This is a genomic window from Spirosoma profusum, assembly GCF_014699005.1.
Lineage (GTDB): Bacteria > Bacteroidota > Bacteroidia > Cytophagales > Spirosomataceae > Spirosoma > Spirosoma profusum.
Genome location: NZ_JACWZY010000010.1, coordinates 155,100 through 174,076, shown reverse-complemented (window position 1 = coordinate 174,076; position 18,977 = coordinate 155,100). Strand labels below are relative to the sequence as shown.

Below are 18,977 nucleotides of genomic sequence, written 5' to 3'. Positions count from 1 at the left end.
TTTTTATTAATTGGTGCCGTAGCCATGTTTAGACGAATCTGACGAAATTGGTAACGTAATAATAATGGAAGTACCTGCTCCGGCATTAGAACGAAATACGACTTGCCCATCCAGGAGATTCACTCTTCGATTAATGTTTCGAAGGCCTGACCCCCGTTTTTCATCTACATCACTCATTATGCCTGCATAGTCAAATCCTTTTCCATTATCGACAATGCTTAACTGAAAAAGGTCAGGTTCGTAACTAAGTTGAATGGTAATGTGCGAGGCTCCTGAATGCTTGAGCGCATTATTGAGAATTTCCTGACAGATTCTAAACAGGACGATTTCGATTTGAAAACCCAGTGAAAAAGAATGACCATTATTCTTTAATTCGATCTGATATTTTCCAGTTTTTTGGATACGTAACACTTCATTGGCTAAGCCATTCTGAAGGCCGAAATCTTTAATTGAGTCGCTATCTAAACTTTTAGAGATGGCTCTCAAATCGTTGATTGCGGTGCCTAGTGTTTCATTAGTGTCTTTAACTGTCTGTTTATAATCGTCCCTTAAATCCGATTCTTCCAATATACCCAGATTTAGTCGCACAATGGTTAGAAGTTGGCCAATATTATCGTGGAGTTCCTCACCGATATACTGTGAAGTCTGATTCCTTACCTCCATCTGCGATTGCAGAATTTCACGTTCATACGTAGCGCGAATGGCTATTTGCTCCTGTTGGTTTGTGCGTTGTTTTCGTTTGAAGAAAAGCAGGTAAAATATAATAAAGCCACCCTGAACCATGAAGAGCAGTGTACCCAAAAGTACGATAATTACTATTTTTTGGGTGTCCTGTTGCATAAGAATCCGGCAATGAACGTACCGTAATAAAACGCATTAAGTAATGGATTTAATAGAAATAATTTGGCATTTAGTTCTTTATCGATATTGACAAGAATTGACGTAAAACCCATGACAAAAAAAATGCCTGGCCAGAATATAAAATTGCCAATGCTTAGCCAGAATAACGGTTGATTCGATAATGCTAATAATTCATCTTTTTGGTAAAGCACTTTAAAATAGATTAACGTTAGGATAATAATTAAAATACCTCGTAAGTTAAATGCAAAATAATGATTACTATTTTTAAAATCTATTAGAAGAAACGCACATAAAATTGTATAAGCTATAAGCGTAAATACAATAAAATTTTTTAGAAATTTATCCTTAAACTTCTCTAAATATAATTGCGAAATAAAAAAATACTCAAACGGGGCAAGCATTACATAAACGTGAAGAAATTTACCGCCTGTTTTATTCTCATAGTGGGTATACATCTCTACGATTAATGTAAGTATCAGATATATCCATAACTTTTGAAAGGCTTTTGAATGATTATTTTTAAAGGTTACGGAACAGTATATAGCGCCTAGTAAGCTGCCATAATACAGGCCCATAAAAATATTCTCCAACGTTTTTACTACCATTCACGTAACATAATATCCGTGCTCTCGAATGAGTTCATTCGGGAGCACGGTGAAACATTATTCACATTTATCTTTAACTTTCTCATTGTAGAATCTCGACTCACCGTTCTGCCCGCAGCAGTCTATATGAGTTATCTTTCCTTCTGCATTCGTTATTTCATTATTTTCGGTATTTTTCGCAACGATCATTACATTCATTTTGCCACCTTTATCGATTACCGGAAATATTCGAATCCCTTTGCAACCTTCTATATCAAGTGTCTCTTTAATTAAATCTTTATCAAAGTCGAAAAAAAGCGTAAATGCTGGATTGTCTTGGAAAACGTTTAACCATCTGCAGATACCTTCTTTCAGATATGTCTCCTCAGCGAGTAAACAGCCACCAAATGGATAAGGCACAGCAGCATCTGACTCACAAGCGGGGTTAGCCATGATTGTTTATTAGTTAAAGGTGGAAAAATTATTGAATGAAAATTTAATTCGAAGGTGGAATAGCTGAATTTTGTTTTGGAATGACTCAAACGATTATGTCTATTTGAGAAAGTTTGAACAGTTCTGCGACAACGTAATGTATACAGGCATTGGTGAACAAATTGGACAAAATCAAGCGCGGGTTACAGTACGTATACTATACTGACAACCAGGTAAGCCACATAGCTGAGCCAAACATACGTCCCGTTTCTGGCACCCAAAACGGGTTATTTCCCGTTTTTAGTAGTGATTTACCTCCTTTTGATAAGGCCTGGTAACGCAACGTATCGGTATACGCCAAAGTGGCTGGTTCATCTTATAGATGCAATAGTATGGATACCTGCTTCATAATAGCCTATGTTGAGTTAAGGAGTCAGAATCGATTTAGACAACCGTACTTTTTTGCAGAATTTACTACCATATAATAAATATTTTTAAAATTTATGTTCTTGAAAAGACTCAAAAATATATTAAAAATAACCCTTTAAGCAATAGTTTTATACAGTAAAAGTTCAAAATTGCGTGTATAAACAACATTTTCTTTAATATATTCGTAATCAAGTATAAATGATAGCTTGACTTGAGTAAATGTCACTATGTGTATACTCATAAATCTGTAATATCTTTGTTTCCGTAACTATCCTGACTAACCATCGTACACTACACTCATGTTAAAAACTACACTCTCCAGAAAGCGGAGTAAAGTGCCAACGAGTATAGACTCTTTTGAGTCGCTATATAGTCAGTATGTTAGCAAAGTCTATCAGAAATGCCTGACGATGACCAAAGATTCTGATGTAGCTCAGGACTATACCCAGGATATATTTGTCAAGGTGTTTTCGAAAATGGATAAATTTGAGAATAAATCGACGGTGGCAACCTGGATTTATTCAATTACGCATAATTACTGCCTGGATCAAATACGATTAAATAAGCGGCTCCCTTCCGAAACGTTAACCTACGAACTGGCTGATAATATAGAAGGGACTGACAATCAGGAGTCTGCCAGCGACCAACTACATCTCTTAGACTCTGTATTAGGGCAGTTACCAGTAGAAGAAGTACAGCTTCTTAAATTGAAATACGAACAAAATTTATCAATAGCTGAGCTAAGTGATCACTATCAAATTAAAGAAAGTGCCATTAAAATGCGCCTGAAACGATCGCGTGATAAACTGGCTGCTCTTTTTGAAAGTACTTATAACCAATGATTTGCTACCAACCTGTTGAGTTTAGTTTAAGAAACCCGGAATCTCTTTTGAGTCCGGGTTTTGTTTTTGCATACGTAGTTGACAGACCGAGCGCCAAACAGCAAAGGCTCAATAACTGAAAGCTAAAATAATCTTATCTTCACGACGTATATATATCCTTAACTTCTTGACAATAAACGATATTATGGCCCCGTCAACAACTTATACCCGATCAAAAGCATTACGTACAATCATTTCGGCAGGACTGACTGCTGGCGTACTCGACGCCCTTGCAGCAATGACTATGCTCATGATCCGGGGCGGCAAGAACCCACTGGCAGTCTGGTCCTACGTAGCGAGTGCAGCATTTGGTCAGGAGGCACTTACAGGCGGAACGCCTATGGTCGTTTGGGGGCTGGTCTTCCATTTTTTCATTGCGCTGACCTTTGCCGGTTTTTTCTTTCTGATTTTTCCTGCCATTCGTCAATACATTAATCAACCAGTTATTGTTGGATTACTCTACGGCATTTTCGTCTGGCTGATTATGAACCGGGTGGTGATTCCACTGAGTAAGTTACCCGCTCAACCCTTTGACCTGAGTAAAGCCTGGATTGGTATAGTCATCATTATGGTGTTCGTGGGCTTGCCTATTGCGCTCATTGTCAACAGGAACTACGTAGCACGATAGCAGAGTAAACTGCATTGGGGTGTTACTACGTAACGTAGCATTACGTACTTCGCTGGTCGAATAAGTCTGCGTCTATACTCTCAGTTCGGCAGGAAGGTAGCCAAAATGCTCCCGGAACACTTTGCTGAAATGAGACGGCGAACTATAACCAACTGCATAAGCTACCTGTGTTACGTTCAAATCGCCAGTTTGTAATAATTCGGCCGCTTTCTCCAGTCGGACCCGGTGAATAAAACGATTCGGGCTCAGCGCGGTAAGTGCCGACAATTTGCGATTAAGTTGGGTGCGACTCATGTTTGCCTGCGTAGCCAGCCAGTCGACATCCAGGGCCTGATTTTCCAGATGATCCAATACCGCCTGCCGGATTCGAGCCAAAAACCGGTCTTCCTTGTCCAGAAGGGGAGTATCTTCTTTCGGTAAGTCAACAGATTCGGTTCGATTGGCTAGCCAACGCTGCCAATTTTCACGGGTCTTTAAACAGTTGCCGATACGTAGCGCCAGTTCTTCCAGATTAAACGGCTTGCCAATGTAGTCATCGGCCCCAATGCCCAGCCCTTTCAGTCGGCTATCGTAGGATGATTTCGCGGTCAGTAATATGACGGGAATGTGGCTTGTACAGTCGTCGGCTTTCAGGCGTTCGACCAATGTATAACCGTCCATTTCGGGCATCATTACGTCGCTGATAATCAAATCGGGGACTTTTTCCTGCGCCATCTCAAAACCCAATCTTCCGTTTTCAGCCACGATAATTCGATACGTATTAGCTAAGTAATCCACTACGTACTGGCGCAGATCAGCGTTATCCTCGACTACCAGAACCAGCCGACGATTTTCATTTTGTGAGTTGCTGCCATTTTTGGGCAACGTAGCAACTTCCGACGTAGCAATGGCTTTTCCGTCATTATGGACTTCCTTGCTGAAGGTAAGTTCTATTGGTTCTCCCTGCTGACTGATCGATTCCGTTGACTGATACGTATTCAATGGAATCTCGACCGTGAAAAGGCTGCCTTTACCAGCAGTACTATCAACAGTGACACAGCCACCCAGCCATTCAGTTAATTCTTTTACCAGCGCCAGCCCAATTCCCGTACCCGAATATGCTCGGGTAGAAGACAAATCTACCTGATGAAACCGGTCGAAAACACGTTCCAACTGATTGGCCGGTATGCCAATTCCTGTATCAGCTACCTGAATTACCAGCCGTTTTTCGGCTGTTACCAGGCTTTCTACCCGAATGGAGCCGTCTGAGGGGGTGAACTTTACAGCGTTAGAGAGCAGGTTATAGACAATTTTCTCCAGCTTTTCCTGGTCGAAAAGGTAGAGTTCGGAGTTTAGTTGCCTGTGACATTCCAGCCTGATATGCTTCTGTTGAGCCAATCCCTGAAACTGATTGACCATTTGCTGGATAAAGGTCAGCGGCTCGCCAAGCAATTCGCGACGATCCAGTTTGCCCGCATCGAGTTTGGCCATATCAAGGGTTTCGTTGATGAGCCGCAGCAGTTGGTGCGCATTGTACCGAATTGCGCCAAGCCGGTCGGTAGCTCTTTTAGAAGCCAGCGATTCATCCGCCAATTGTTCGGTCGCATTCAGGATGATGGTCAGCGGGGTTCGAAATTCGTGCGTTACGTTCGCAAAGAACTGGCTTTTCAGTTCATCCATCTGACGTAGCGTAGCGGCTTCAAACTCCCGACGAGCCAGTTCCTGCCGCAGTTTTCGCCGTCGGATAATGCTACGTGTCAGCCAATAGCCAATCCCTGTCACAATAAGCAGAACGATTGTCCGAAACCAGGCAGTTTTCCAGATAACTGGCTGCACATCGATACGTAGGCTGGCCGGTTGTTTTTGCCAGCCGCTGGGCGTTTCCCAATTCAGCAGAAACTGATACGTTCCTGCCTCCAGTTGATAAGTGCCTATCCCGAACAGGTCGAAATAGGTTGTCCATTGGGAGCTATACCCCTCCAGTTTGTAGCGAAATAAGACCTGTCTGTATTCGGCGAAGGGCGAAAAACGGATCTGCACAAAATCTCCTTCTTTGATCCGAATCGTGGGGTATCCCGTTGAGTCCCGCTGAAATCGGGTATCCTGCGTTTCTTCGTTTTCGATGAGCCGGTTTCCGTTGATAATCACATCCAGCACATTGAACGATGAAATGGACTTCAGCTTTTTCAGATCGTATAAATCGAGCCGATTGGTCACCACTCTTACCCACATCCGATCCGATAACCCTTCTTTGTCCTGAGGAATATATACGGCAATTATTTTTTCGGCAGGATAGGCAAAGTTGATACGTTCCAACTGTCCCTTCGTGGTGATACGACACACCATCAGGCCAACCGAAAAATAATCATTTCCATACCGATCCGGTATAAATGCAGCTGTCCACAACTGAGCTGTTGCGGTAGGCAACGGAAGTTTGATTTTACGTATTACACCCGTTCTAGGCGTCAGGATATGGATTTCGTTGATCAGGCCCAGCAATACGTCGCCATTATCGCGGACACGAATTTTTGTAATGATTTTACCGCTACTTAAATGCGCCGTCTTTTCCGGATCGTAGTCATAACGCCATCGTTGTCCGGTGCGTGGATCGATCACGTTTAGACCCGTTGGTGTACCAAACCAGAGCCGACCGTCGGGGGCTTCTTCCAATACGGTAGACGACTCCAGCTCGAGCACTTGCTCAACGGCCAGCGTACGAGGATTTACGCCCAGCAGCCGTTGATCGGACAGGCGAATCCAGAGTTTTCCCTGGCGTCCCAGATACAGGTCTTCAATGCCCTGCGAACGAAGATAAACACGTACCAATTGTAACGTATCAGGCAGATTTACGAGTTGCCGGGTAGTGGAGTCGGCATAGAGTAATTCTTTAGGCTTGTTCGCACGTTCCCGAATAATCCAAAGCCGGCTTTGGGGATGCCGTTGAAAGAGTCGATAACGATCAGGCTTGCTGGCGTCAAAATTCAGAAATCGCTGCCCATCATAAGAAAGAGGAATGCCATTGCCTGACAGCCAGATCAGCATTTGCTGTTCATCGGTCGGCTGTCCACTAAATGGCGTAACTATCGGCATTTGCGTTACCTGCCGGGAAGGGGGCGGCAGCATGAACTGCTGCGCTTGTAGCACCCTCGTATGGAGCCCTACCGTCGTCAGCAGAAAAAGCACAAATCGACTGATTCGCGTCATGGTTTTTTTATGGCAACACAGACCCGAAACTACAACCCTATTTCCTGTTATCCAAGGGGGTTTCTAGGGTAAATAGAGTCAAAATGGTTCAAATGAGCTAGAAATGGTTCAATCGTGTTAGTTTCTGGAGGGATTTAGATCGGAATTTTACGGCGCGCAATGGCATCAGTAAATCAGTACACTCGAAAACAAACTACCTGTTTCGCCACCAGCCCAAACCTAAGTCTGTATGCGCCTACCTATCGCGTTTCCCAAGAGGGCCGGACCTCCTGCCTTGACTGTTTACCCAAGATGTATTCAAGACTCCTCTCAACTATTCAGCTATGAAAACACAACTTCTATTAATCGGCCTTCGGCCCATTCATTTTTCCTTAGCACTTACCCAACTTCTGCTCTGGATCTCGCTCCTTCTCCAGTCCTCAGTGGCTACGGCTCAGTGCATAAATTTCACGTTAAGTACCCAGCAACAGGTGAATGATTTCCCTGCATCAGGATGCACAACCCTAGCCGGTAACTTAATCATATCGGGGACAGATATTACCAATCTGTCGGCGCTCAGTCAGCTTACTTATGTAGGAGGTGGTTTACGCATTGAGGATAATCCTGTATTGACGAGCATTAGTGGGTTGAGCAATCTGACTGGTACGGGTAATGAACTGTACATCAGATATAATAACCAATTACCCAATCTGAACGGGCTTAGTAAGTTTATCAGTACCGGCGGAGATTTACGTATTGAGAATAATCCTGTTCTGACCAGCGTCAGTGGATTGAGTAGCCTGACCAGTACGGGTAATCATTTTCAAATCATAGATGATGACCAACTGCCTAATCTGAACGGACTCAGTCAGCTCATCCGTACGGGCGGTGATTTACGCATTCAGAATAACAATGTTCTGACGAGCATTAGTGGGCTGAGCAGCCTAACCAGTATAGGCAATGATCTGAACCTCTCAGGTAATCCCCAACTGCCCAATCTGACCGGACTCAGCCAGCTTACCCGTATTGGCAGGGATTCACGTATCCAGAATAATTCTGTTCTGACCAGCGTCAGTGGGTTGAGTAGCCTGACCAGTATAAGTAACAATCTGAACATCGGAGATAATCCCCAACTGCCTAATCTGAACGGGCTTGGCCAGCTTAGCCGTATTGGTGGGGAGTTAAATATTAATAGCAACGGTGCGCTGACCAGTGTCAGTAGTTTAAACAGCCTGACCAGTATAGGTACTAACCTGAAAATCACAGGTAACAACCAACTACCTAATCTGAATGGACTCAGTGGAATTACCCGTACGCCTATTGCTTTACGCATCGAGAGCAACTCTGCCCTGACCAGTCTTGGTGGGTTGAATAGCCTGACCAGTGTAGGAGCTGATCTGATCATCACAGGTAATAACCAACTGCCCAATATGACCGGACTTAATCAGCTTACCCATGTTGGTGAAGAATTAAATATTGCAAACAACTCTATGCTGACCAGCCTCTTCTCCCTAATCAACGTGAGGAGTGCGATTACTGATCTTATTATTACAGGTAATGGCCAACTGCCTAATCTGAATGGACTCAATAATATTCCCCGTATTTCTAATACGTTACGTATTCAAAGTAATTCTGTTCTGACCAGCCTTAGTGGATTGAGTAGCCTGACCAGTATAGGTGGGTCCCTTACCATTGACGGCAATCCGCAACTGAGCGTCTGTGCCATTGAGCCTATCTGCCAATTCCTGACTGATCGTCCGGGCTCAGCTACCATTCGAAACAACGCAACGGGCTGTAATTCCCAGAATGAAGTTCAGGACGGTTGTGTTCCGTTGATGATTACGCAACCGCCCGCCAGTTCGTCGGCGGTCTGTATCGGCACGCCGGTTTCCACCTCGGTGGGAGTGTCGGGTAATGCACGGGCTTACCAGTGGTACAAGAATAACGTATCACTAGGAGTAGCCCAGCAGTCGCCCACCCTCAGCCTGACCAATGTACAAGCCAGCGATGAGGGGACGTATCGGGTTGTGGTATCCAATTCGGTCAGCAGTCTGACCTCCAGTGCTTTTAGTCTAACGGTTAATGCTCTGCCCACGGCCAGTCTCGTCAGCAGTGGCACGCTCACCTGTGCTCAGACCAGCGTTACGTTGACGGCGAGCGGGGGAACCAGCTACGTGTTCAGTGGCCCCGGCTCCACAACAGCGGGTATTATGAGCCAGAATGCTACGTCCGGCACTGCTGTAGTTAATGCGATGGGCACCTACTCGGTGACTGTCACTACGTCAGGTGTAGGCTGTACCAGCAGCACTACCGTGGCCGTGGGGCAAAATATTAGTTCGCCACTGGTAAGTATTTCACCCAGCAGTGCTACGTTAACCTGCACGACGCCCGTGGTAAACCTAAGCGCGGTGGGCAGTGGTACGTATCGGTGGAGCACTGGAGCTACTACGCCTGTCATTTCCGTCAGTGTAGCTGATACGTATTCGGTTACGCTCACCGGAGCCAATGGCTGTTCGTCTACTACCAGTGCCAGCGTTAGTCAGGATCAGACTCCACCTTCGCTAACGATTTCCCCGGCCAGCGCTACGTTGACCTGCGCGACTCCAGTGGTAAGTCTTTCAGCGATTGGTACAGGGAATTATCGCTGGAGCACCGGCGCTACCACACCAACTATTAGCGTCTCCACCGCTGATACATATTCCGTTACGTTAACGGCGGCAAACGGCTGTTCCGCTTCGTCTACCACCACCTTATCTCAAGATACCACATCACCCTTACTTAGTATTTCACCATCGAGCGCTACGTTAACCTGCGCTACTCCAGGCGCAAGTTTGAGTGCGGTGGGCAATGGTACGTATCGGTGGAGTACAGGAGACACAACGCCTGTCATTTCCGTCAGTGTAGCTGCTACGTATTCGGTTACGCTCACCGGAGCCAATGGCTGTTCGTCTACTACCAGTGCCAGCGTTAGTCAGGATCAGACTCCACCTTCGCTAACGATTTCCCCGGCCAGTGCTACGTTGACCTGTACAACGTCCTCAGTAAGCTTGTCGGCGGTTGGCAGTGGTACGTATCGGTGGAGTACGGGGGCTACTACGTCCTCCATCAGTGCTACGTCGGCCGCTACGTATTCGGTGACGCTGACAGGCGCCAATGGCTGTTCGTCCACCGCTAGTGCCACCATTACGTATCAGAATTGCGCTCCTACGCTGGCTAATGCTATTCCGCCCGAATCTGCTACGTTGGCCGATGCGTTTAGCTACACGATTCCAGCCACTACGTTCACCGACGCCGAAACGCCAAACAGTCTCACCTTATCAGTGCTGGGTTTACCCGCTGGTTTAAGTTTCGTTTCGCCTAACACCATTACCGGTACACCTTCCGCCACGGTAGGTTCGCCCTTCACTGTAACGGTGGTGGCTACCGATCCCGGTGGGCTGTCCGTTTCGACAACATTTACGATAACTGTGCAACCCCGCAGTTTCGCTATCACGGGCGTAACCATGCTCGACTGTAATCACATCAGTTACTTTGAACGGCGGATCAACTTCAGGGTCAGCTTTGAAGCGACCAATGGACAGCCCCTCAGTCTCTCAGTGGTCAATGAGGCCACCACGATCACCATCAATGAGCCTTATCAGTTGAACGTGTTTACGGATAATCCGGTGATTGTGTTCAGGGCCAGTCAGCAGGGAACTCCGGGTGAGGCAACGTTCAGCTATAACTGGCTAGCGAATTGTGCTAACGGAAACCCACGGGTGGAGAACACCATTCCTCCTCAGTCAGCTACGGTGGGGCAGGCGTTCAGCTATACGATTCCGACCAACACCTTCACCGACGCTGAAACACCCAACAGCCTGAGCCTATCGGTGCTGGGCTTACCGGCGGGTCTGAGTTTTGTGGCTCCGGCCACAATTATGGGTACTGTATCGGCCACGACTATTTCGTTCTACAGCGTGACCGTGACCGCCACCGACGCGGCAGGTGGTTCTGTTTCGACCCTTCTTCCGTTGAGTGTGGTGAATCCGGGTGGCTGTGCAACTATGTATAGTATTAAGGCCGGTAGTTGGAGCGATGCCAGTACGTGGTCGTGTGGACGGGTACCACTCCTCACGGATGTCGTGACGATTAATCACCCTGTTACGTTGACCAACGGTTATCAAGGACAGGCTATGCGGATCATTTACGCCCCGACGGGCCGACTAATCTTTGATCCGGCCAGTCGATTGCGGTTGGGGGGGAATTAGGTTTGGTCGGCCCCAACCTACGTGATGCTTATCAGATTTTTTGTCTTCCTGACGAAGGAAGGATCTTACTGTTTCCTGGCACTTTATTCAGGAAGCCTTAGGATGCTTCCTGCGTCAGGATGACAAAAAATAGCTGCCCGTAATTCTAATTAAAGTGAAACTTCACTAACCAGAAAAACCGGATTTTGACTTGCAATCCGGATCAACTACACTAAAATGGTTCAAATGAGGTAGAAATGGTTCAATCGTGTTAGTTCCGAAGCGGTCGTAAAGACCAATTTTACAGTGTCAATCAACGACCCTACTACAAACTTTCACAGGTCATGATTATCTATTGATGAAATGTTCATTTCCAACTGTTTCTTTAAAGATGCGACATGCGTAGCCACATTAGAGACATTTGAGCTCACTGCTAATAGCCTTTATCCGTCAATTTTGCTCCACAACTTTTACCCATAATTTTTTTCAAAACCAACTCTTTAAACAATCACAAAACTCATGAAAACCACGTTTACATCCTTTCTCGCTTTATTGCTCTTCTTCGTTGCCAGCGCATCATTCGCCCAGGGCCAGGGTGCGGGGATCTATATGGAAATTACACCTGCTACAGGTAGTACTGCTACAACGGCAGGCACTTTTAAGATCACCAGCCTACAGAATTCAATACTAAATCAATCAACCATCGGATCCGGAACGGGTGGCAGTGGGGGCGGTAGAGTAGCGTTTCAACCGCTAACAGTGACTAAATCTGCGGATAAGGCCAGTAATGCTTTTCAGTACGCAATCATGAGTGGAGCTCATTTTTCACGGATTAGATTCAGCTATAAGAATGCTGCTGGAGATGTGCTCTATGATCTTTATATAGGCACGGCCTTTATAAGCGGCTACTCTACAAGTGCGGCTGAGGTCTGTGAAAATGGTTGCCCGGGAATTGCTGAAACATTTACAATCAATTACGGTGAGGTTGCGATAGTAGACCGTACGCTAACCCCAAGGCGCCCTATCGAATGGAGCCAGCTTAAAAACATCGGTAAGGTTGCTTTCACGTACGAACAATAAGCCTGGCCTTATTCATCTGCTAACCGACAAGGCCATGAGATATTTTTTTCATACTGCTTTGCTCGGACTGTTTATCGTTTGCTTGTTTACGTTGTCTGCCCTGGCACAACTGAGTCCTCCAGGCTTAGTTTCCAGCCATCGGGCAACGACAACCAGAGCCGTAACACCGGTTCAGCGAATCAAGCAAATAGTTGACAGTCTGCAGCGACTTACCCGCCCTGGGTATTATAGCGCTCTCTTTGCTGCAAAAAAACGATCGTCGGGTTCACCCGGAGTACGTATCGCAGCCGATGATTGTAATGGTTCATTGTGTAACGCGATTATTGACACTTCATTGTCAGTAGGTTTGACGTATAGTGGAGCGCTGAACTGTTCGACCAATTCTGTTACGTTAACGGCTTTCAGCAGCCAGACAACGACTGGTACATATATATTTAAAGGCCCCGACGGCATCATCAGCAGTGGTCCTAGTAAGACGGCTGTAGTGACTAAGGTAGGCGACTATACCGTTACGTTGAGCGTGTCGAGCGGACAATCGGTTACCGATGTAGCAACCATAACGGAGGACTATGCCGCCCCTTCGACTGATTTGATAGCCACCAACAACGGTATACTCACCTGCGCCCAAACGTTGGTAACGCTAACGGGGATTAGTGTGGATACGCTACGTTTAGATGGTCCAGGTGGAATAGTAATCGGTGTAGGAAGAGTCACCGTCTCTCAGGCAGGCACTTATTCCCTCACGCTCACAGGCTACAACGGGTGTACGGCAGTTACCAGTACCACCATCGGACAGGATATTGCTGCGCCCACAGTGAGCATCAACCCGCCGACCGGTGCTACGTTAACCTGCGCTAGTCCGACCGTAAGTTTGAGTGCGGTAGGAGAGGGATCGTATCTGTGGAGTACGGGCGATAGTACGTCTGTCATTTCTGTGGACACTGCCGGAACGTATTCCGTCATACTGACGGGCGCTAATGGTTGTACGGCCACGGCCAGCTCTACGGTTGAACAGAACGTATCAACCCCTTCCCTGAGCATTGTCCCCAGCTCTGCTACGTTGACCTGCGCCAGCCCAACAGCAAGCTTGTCGGCAGTGGGAAATGGTACGTATCTGTGGAGTACGGGTGATAGTACGCCGAGCATTTCGGTGAGCGTAGCTGCTACGTATTCCGTAACCCTAACGGGAGCCAGCGGATGTGTAGCAACGGATAGTATCACCATCGAGCAGAACCTATCAGTTCCTTCCATAAGCATTACGTCTAGCTCAACTACGTTGACTTGTGCAAGCCCAACAGCAAGTTTGTTGGCAGTTGGTAGTGGTGCGTATAAGTGGAGTACGGGCGCTACTACTCAGTCTATTTCGGTTAGTATTGCCAATACGTATTCTGTGACGCTAACGGCGGAGAACGGTTGTACGAGTATAGCCAACGTTAGTATTGGACAGAATGCAGACGTCCCTACAGTGAGTATTACACCTAACTCTGCTACGTTGACCTGCTCCATCCCATCCGTAAGCTTGAGTGCGGTGGGTACAGGAACGTATCTGTGGAGTACCGGCGCCACTACGTCGGCTATCTCGGTGACTTCGGCAGGACCGTATTCTGTTACGTTGACGGCAGCTAACGGTTGCACAGCTACGGCTAGCCAGACAGTTATTCAGGGCGGGGGCGCACCTTCTGTAAGTATCAGCGCTCCGGCCGGTACTACGTTAACCTGTGCTACGTCATCGGTGAGCCTGAGTGTGGTGGGCACTGGTACGTATAAGTGGAGCACCGGCGCTACGTCGTCGGTCATCTCGGTAACCACAGCCGCTACGTATTCGGTGACACTGACCTCATCCAATGGCTGTTCGTCTATGACATCTATAGTTGTGGGTCAGGATAAAAATGCGCCAGTCGTGAGCATTACGCCTAATTCGGCAACGCTTACCTGTGCCAGCCCGTCGGTGAGTCTGTCGGTGGTCGGTACGGGAACGGTGCTCTGGAGTACGGGCGCTACTACCCGATCTATTTCGGTGAGCCTGACCGGAGATTATACGGTGGCCTTGAAAGCTCCTAATGGCTGTCAGGCGGTGGCTACTGTTACCGTGAGTCAGAACAAAACCGATCCTACGGTGAGCATAAATCCTGCTACTGCTACGTTGAGTTGTTCCACTTCGGCGGTAAGCTTATCGGCGGTGGGTAGTGGAACATATCGTTGGAGTACAGGGGCTACTACTCAAATCATCAGTGCTACGTCAGCGACTACGTATTCCGTTACGTTGACAGGGGTTAACGGTTGCACCGCTATAGCTAGTCGGGTAGTCAGTAGCAGCAATAATTTAACGGCACCAACCCTACAGGCCAGTGCTCAGACGACTGTGAATCAACCAATATCGGTAACGGCAATTGGCTGTTCGGGTACGATCAACTGGCAGACGCAGGGCGGTAATGGTCAGGCAAATGGAAGCATTTATACCTTCACGCAACCGGGTAGCTATACGTTATCGGCCACCTGCAAGTTGGGTACCTGCACCAGTCCGGCTGCTTCGGTAACAATGGCTATTCAGACGGTGACCGCTGGCCTGAAAGTACTGCATCAGAACGCTGATTATAACCAGCTGCAGAACAGCACCGTAAAACCCAACCTCCAGCTTCAGAATGACGGATCAACGCCCATTTCGTACAGCGAGATAACCGTGCGTTATTGGTTTACAGCGGAGCAGTTTTCGCCTATGACCAACTTATCGGTTTACTACGCTCAACTGGGTACCGATAAGGTGAAGATGAAGTATGTCGAGTTGCCACAGCCTCGTCAGGGTGCTTTGGGTTACGTCGAGTATAGCTTCCTGGCGACGGCCGGTAATCTGGGAACAGGACAGAACTCCGGCCAGATTCAGACTAGTATCGCCAAGCAGGACTGGACCAATTTCAGCGAGAGCGACGATTACTCTTTTGCCAATAACAGTGGCTATCTGGCGAATACACGTATCACCGCTTACCGAAATGGCAACCTGGTTTGGGGTACTGAACCGTTGGGCGTATCAACCGTTCAGAGCCTGAAGTCGTTTACGGAGAACAAGAACAGTGTCACGACGAACAGCATTGGTACGTTTCTGCAAATACGTAACGAAGGCAACGTAGCGGTCAATTATAGCGATGTGAAAGTACGGTATTACTTTACGTTGGAAGGTAATCAGACGCTCAACTTCTATGTGGATTATGCTGTGTTAGGCAACGGGAATGTCAAGGGCCGTTTTGTTAAACCTAGTCCACCGCTGGCCAACGCCGATACGTATCTGGAGCTGAGTTTTGTGAATATCGGTAAGTTGTATCCCTTGAGCAGTACTGGAAACATTCAGTACCGGATTGCCAAGGCAGATTGGAGCAACTTTAGCCAGAGCAACGACCACTCCTATCAGAATGGCACCAATCCGATGGGTGAGAACAATCGGGTGGTAATCTACTTAGGAAGTCAGCGGGTATATGGCGTCGAGCCGGGCCAGGGTGCACGGGAAGGCGTTAACGAGAACGTATCGGCCTTACAGGTAACGGTGTTAGGTAATCCGGTGCAGGGCTCTGAAGTCGGTGTGGAAGTACGCGGGGCTGAAGGTCAGCCGCTACAGTTCCAGTTGACAGACGTAACAGGCCGACTCCTGAGTACCAAGACAGTTGAGATAGCTGGGTACGTAGAACAACAACGATTGTCTTTGGGAGGAGTTCCTGCCGGATCACTGCTGTTGCAGGTGAGTACGCTCAATCAGCAGCAAACCGTCCGAGTCATCAAGGAACGTTAATAGACAGCTAATTTATACTAAAACAGCCGGTTTGATCAAGTGATCAAACCGGCTGTTTTTTGTGAAACACTATCCTAGTTCGCAAACATTAACTAATTGAATGCCCACTTTTTCTTTTGTAAAAATCCATCCACACTCCACTGACCAGCGCCGGACACTACTAAAGCGGCACAAATACCCAATACCAGTAAATGATATTCGAATCCCTCTCCCTGCTGCTTTCCAAACCAGTTCATAAAAAAGCCGTATTCCGTATGATATGGAATCATTCCGATAAATAAGACCATGGTTGCAAAGGCGAAATAGCGGGTAAGCAACCCGAATCCTAAGGCGAGCGATCCGAAAAATTGCAGCATAACCACTAATACGGCTATAAAATAAGGTAAGCCTGCGCCCGATGAAAGCCCTTCTACCGACTGCGTAAATCCTTTACCACCAAACCATCCCAGCATTAAATTAGAACCATGTGGAAATAAGATCACCACCATCGTTATACGTAGTAACAGCGCTGAAAATGAGAGCTGATTGAAGCGAACAAAAAATGACTGTAACATAGCTTTTGCATTTTTAAGTAAATTACTGATGCAAAATTGATAGCTATTCTTCGGTGTTTTTTGTAGAAAAAATGAGAACTTTTGCAAAAAACAACGACTCATGCACCGGACCAATACCCGTAGGCCAATTCACTTGTTTACGGTCGAAAGCACGCTCTGGAAACATCCTGTCCATCGGCACAATCACTACGAGTTAGTCTTTGTCGAAGAGGGCACTGGCCTGCACCATATCAATGATATATCAGAGCCGTTTAAAAAAGGCGATATTCTGTTTATCCAGCCCGATGATGCTCATTATTACACGATTAAGACCAGGGCAGTTTTTGCGTATATAAAATTCCTGAACTTTAGTAAAAGCAATAGCTCTGCGACAAACATGAATCCAGAAATTCTCAAAACGCAGTATGACTTCAGGAGAATACCCTACAGCAATTGCGTAACAAATCCAGATGATACGTCACACATGTTTATGTTGCTGAAAATAATGCAGCATGAGTATGCAAAAACACCGGATTGGCAGCACGATAATCTCCCACAATTGCTACAGGTGATGCTCACTATTATTTTTAGAAATGTGGGCGAAAATGCTGTGAATACCCGAAGCATTCATGCGCAAAAAGTAACGGATATTCTGTCTTATCTCTACAACAGCATTTATCAATCGACTACGACGGACTTGCGGCAGGTAGGTGATACGTTCAATCTGTCTCCAAACTATATCAATAGCCTGGTTAAGGAACAAACGGGCATTACGGTCCACCGGCATCTGATAAAGTATAAGATGGAAGCCGCCCGCAAACTGCTACTCCATTCCACTAAAAACATCAATGAAATAGCCCGTTTTCTAGGTTTTACCGATGCTAGCCATTTCTCGAATACGTTTAAAAAAGAGCATCAGATGAGCCCGTTGGAATACAGAAAAATTAAGAAATGATATTCGCTCCACATACCGACGTAAGACAGTATGCTACAGCGAAATTTTTCTACTACGTTCCAGAGCAGATTCTTACCGCCGGGCTAGAGCGGTACGTCGGGAGTCGAGTTTGAGGAAAATAAAAAGCAGAATCGAGAACGACCAGAGCGACGAACCGCCATAACTGAAAAACGGCAGCGGAATTCCGATAACGGGCATCAGGCCGATGGTCATTCCAATGTTGACCATTACGTGGAAAAAGATGATTCCCGCCACGCAATAGCCGTACACCCTGGCAAATTTGGTACGTTGTTTTTCCGCCAGAATAACAATGCGTGACAGCAACCCGACAAAGAGCGCAATCACCACCAGCCCACCAATAAAACCGTGTTCTTCACCGATGGTACAGAAAATGAAGTCGGTACTTTGTTCGGGTACGAAGTCGAATTTGGTTTGCGTCCCTTCCAGAAAACCTTTCCCCTGAAGCCGACCAGAGCCGATCGCAATTTTGGCCTGCGTTACGTTCCAGCCCACGCCAAGCGGGTCGATAGTTGGGTCGACGAGCACTTTGATACGGTTGCGCTGGTGTTTCTGCAATACGCCGTTTACAAAAAAATCAACGCCTGTCACGAAAATCATCATGCCGATTCCAAGTACGCCGATGCCAATCAGATTGGTTACGGAACGGTTATGGCGTGGCATGATGAGAATAATCAATCCCAGCAGTGCCACAACGCCGAGAAAAATATACAGCTTGGGAAAGACCAGGGCCACAATGAATAACGCAGCCGCCGTGATGCCCAGAGCGGGAATCCAACTGGGTAGTCCTTCGCGGTAGAGCATGATCACGAACGAAGCGAAGACCAGCGTAGAACCCGTTTCGTTGGACGCAATAATCAGGATACAGGGCAGCAGAATAATGCCTCCGACCCAGAGTAAATCTTTCTGTTTCGACAGATTGATGCCCGGTACGTCCAGATATTTGGCGAGGGCCAGCGCTGTAGCGACTTTGGCAAACTCGGCGGGCTGAATCGTAAAAGAACCAAACTTAAACCACGACCGCGATCCGTTGATGTTGCTTCCTAGAAATAGTACCAAAACCAGCATCAAAATCATGAAGCCGTAAAAAATAAAGGCGAACGTATCGAAAACCGTGTGGTTGATAACCAGAATACAGATAATCAGCAACAACGTAGTGCCAATCCACATAAGCTGCTTACCGGCGTTGGTCGACAGGTCGAACAGGCTGGTGTGCGCTTCTGGACTATACACAGCGGCATACACATTGAGCCAGCCCATACCTACGCAGCAGAAATAAAGCAGGAGTGTGAGCCAGTCGATGTTTTGGGAAAACGGGTCGTTTCTGCGAGCCAAAGACGTAGTGATTTATGATGTATGACGTATTTTATAGGGCGTCATTCGAATGTAATTTTTGTCATGCTTCGTACC

General features: G+C 46.8%; 12 protein-coding genes. 6 read left to right on the top strand and 6 right to left on the bottom strand.

Annotated elements, in window-relative coordinates; translation table 11 throughout:
* Window positions 1–6: 6 nt before the first annotated feature.
* From IC229_RS14270 to IC229_RS14260, 3 genes are read right to left on the bottom strand one after another with little or no spacing between them, the layout of a single operon-like run.
* Window positions 7–840, bottom strand: a complete 834-nt coding sequence (locus IC229_RS14270) for a sensor histidine kinase (RefSeq protein ID WP_190887665.1) — start codon at window positions 838–840, stop codon at window positions 7–9.
* Window positions 816–1,466: a hypothetical protein gene (locus tag IC229_RS14265; protein WP_190887664.1), complete on the bottom strand. Its 651-nt coding sequence runs from the start codon at window positions 1,464–1,466 to the stop codon at window positions 816–818. Before IC229_RS14265 ends, IC229_RS14270 begins: the two co-directional genes overlap by 25 nt.
* 57 nt (window positions 1,467–1,523) lie before the next feature.
* Window positions 1,524–1,898: a hypothetical protein gene (locus IC229_RS14260; RefSeq protein ID WP_190887663.1), complete on the bottom strand. Its 375-nt coding sequence runs from the start codon at window positions 1,896–1,898 to the stop codon at window positions 1,524–1,526.
* Window positions 1,899–2,605: 707 nt separating this feature from the next.
* Between IC229_RS14260 and IC229_RS14255 the strand changes: the two genes are divergently transcribed.
* On the top strand, window positions 2,606–3,148 hold the full coding sequence (locus IC229_RS14255; protein WP_190887662.1) for an RNA polymerase sigma factor: 543 nt from the start codon (window positions 2,606–2,608) through the stop codon (window positions 3,146–3,148).
* A 184-nt stretch (window positions 3,149–3,332) separates the two neighbouring features.
* Window positions 3,333–3,815, top strand: coding sequence for a hypothetical protein (locus IC229_RS14250; protein WP_190887661.1), 483 nt, complete (start codon window positions 3,333–3,335; stop codon window positions 3,813–3,815).
* A gap of 72 nt (window positions 3,816–3,887) precedes the next feature.
* Here the strand turns inward: IC229_RS14250 and IC229_RS14245 are convergent, their stop codons facing one another.
* Window positions 3,888–6,998, bottom strand: a complete 3,111-nt coding sequence (locus IC229_RS14245) for an ATP-binding protein (protein WP_190887660.1) — start codon at window positions 6,996–6,998, stop codon at window positions 3,888–3,890.
* 323 nt (window positions 6,999–7,321) lie between these two features.
* Here IC229_RS14245 and IC229_RS14240 point away from each other — a divergent pair, with 323 nt between their 5' ends.
* From IC229_RS14240 to IC229_RS14230, 3 genes are all read left to right on the top strand, one after another.
* Window positions 7,322–11,224, top strand: coding sequence for a beta strand repeat-containing protein (locus tag IC229_RS14240; protein ID WP_190887659.1), 3,903 nt, complete (start codon window positions 7,322–7,324; stop codon window positions 11,222–11,224).
* Between the two features lie 498 nt (window positions 11,225–11,722).
* A complete protein-coding gene (locus IC229_RS14235; RefSeq protein ID WP_190887658.1) occupies window positions 11,723–12,283 on the top strand; it encodes a type VI secretion system tube protein Hcp in 561 nt (186 codons plus the stop codon).
* A gap of 34 nt (window positions 12,284–12,317) precedes the next feature.
* Window positions 12,318–16,061: a cellulose binding domain-containing protein gene (locus IC229_RS14230; RefSeq protein ID WP_190887657.1), complete on the top strand. Its 3,744-nt coding sequence runs from the start codon at window positions 12,318–12,320 to the stop codon at window positions 16,059–16,061.
* Window positions 16,062–16,153: 92 nt separating this feature from the next.
* Here the strand turns inward: IC229_RS14230 and IC229_RS14225 are convergent, their stop codons facing one another.
* On the bottom strand, window positions 16,154–16,615 hold the full coding sequence (locus IC229_RS14225) for a DoxX family protein (RefSeq protein ID WP_190887656.1): 462 nt from the start codon (window positions 16,613–16,615) through the stop codon (window positions 16,154–16,156).
* A gap of 100 nt (window positions 16,616–16,715) precedes the next feature.
* Between IC229_RS14225 and IC229_RS14220 the strand changes: the two genes are divergently transcribed.
* Window positions 16,716–17,549: an AraC family transcriptional regulator gene (locus IC229_RS14220; RefSeq protein WP_190887655.1), complete on the top strand. Its 834-nt coding sequence runs from the start codon at window positions 16,716–16,718 to the stop codon at window positions 17,547–17,549.
* 72 nt (window positions 17,550–17,621) lie between these two features.
* Here IC229_RS14220 and rodA read toward each other — a convergent pair whose 3' ends face one another.
* Window positions 17,622–18,902 (bottom strand): rod shape-determining protein RodA, encoded by a 1,281-nt coding sequence (rodA, locus tag IC229_RS14215; RefSeq protein WP_190887654.1) that lies wholly within the window; start codon window positions 18,900–18,902, stop codon window positions 17,622–17,624.
* Between the last annotated feature and the right edge of the window lie 75 nt (window positions 18,903–18,977).

Coding starts and splice junctions, on each gene's coding strand:
- IC229_RS14265 (WP_190887664.1), bottom strand. CDS start 1,466: ATGGTAGTAAAAACGTTGGAGAATATTTTTATGGGCCTGTATTATGGC.
- IC229_RS14220 (WP_190887655.1), top strand. CDS start 16,716: ATGCACCGGACCAATACCCGTAGGCCAATTCACTTGTTTACGGTCGAA.
- IC229_RS14225 (WP_190887656.1), bottom strand. CDS start 16,615: ATGTTACAGTCATTTTTTGTTCGCTTCAATCAGCTCTCATTTTCAGCG.
- IC229_RS14255 (WP_190887662.1), top strand. CDS start 2,606: ATGTTAAAAACTACACTCTCCAGAAAGCGGAGTAAAGTGCCAACGAGT.
- IC229_RS14245 (WP_190887660.1), bottom strand. CDS start 6,998: ATGACGCGAATCAGTCGATTTGTGCTTTTTCTGCTGACGACGGTAGGG.
- IC229_RS14240 (WP_190887659.1), top strand. CDS start 7,322: ATGAAAACACAACTTCTATTAATCGGCCTTCGGCCCATTCATTTTTCC.
- IC229_RS14235 (WP_190887658.1), top strand. CDS start 11,723: ATGAAAACCACGTTTACATCCTTTCTCGCTTTATTGCTCTTCTTCGTT.
- IC229_RS14260 (WP_190887663.1), bottom strand. CDS start 1,898: ATGGCTAACCCCGCTTGTGAGTCAGATGCTGCTGTGCCTTATCCATTT.
- IC229_RS14230 (WP_190887657.1), top strand. CDS start 12,318: ATGAGATATTTTTTTCATACTGCTTTGCTCGGACTGTTTATCGTTTGC.
- IC229_RS14270 (WP_190887665.1), bottom strand. CDS start 840: ATGCAACAGGACACCCAAAAAATAGTAATTATCGTACTTTTGGGTACA.
- IC229_RS14250 (WP_190887661.1), top strand. CDS start 3,333: ATGGCCCCGTCAACAACTTATACCCGATCAAAAGCATTACGTACAATC.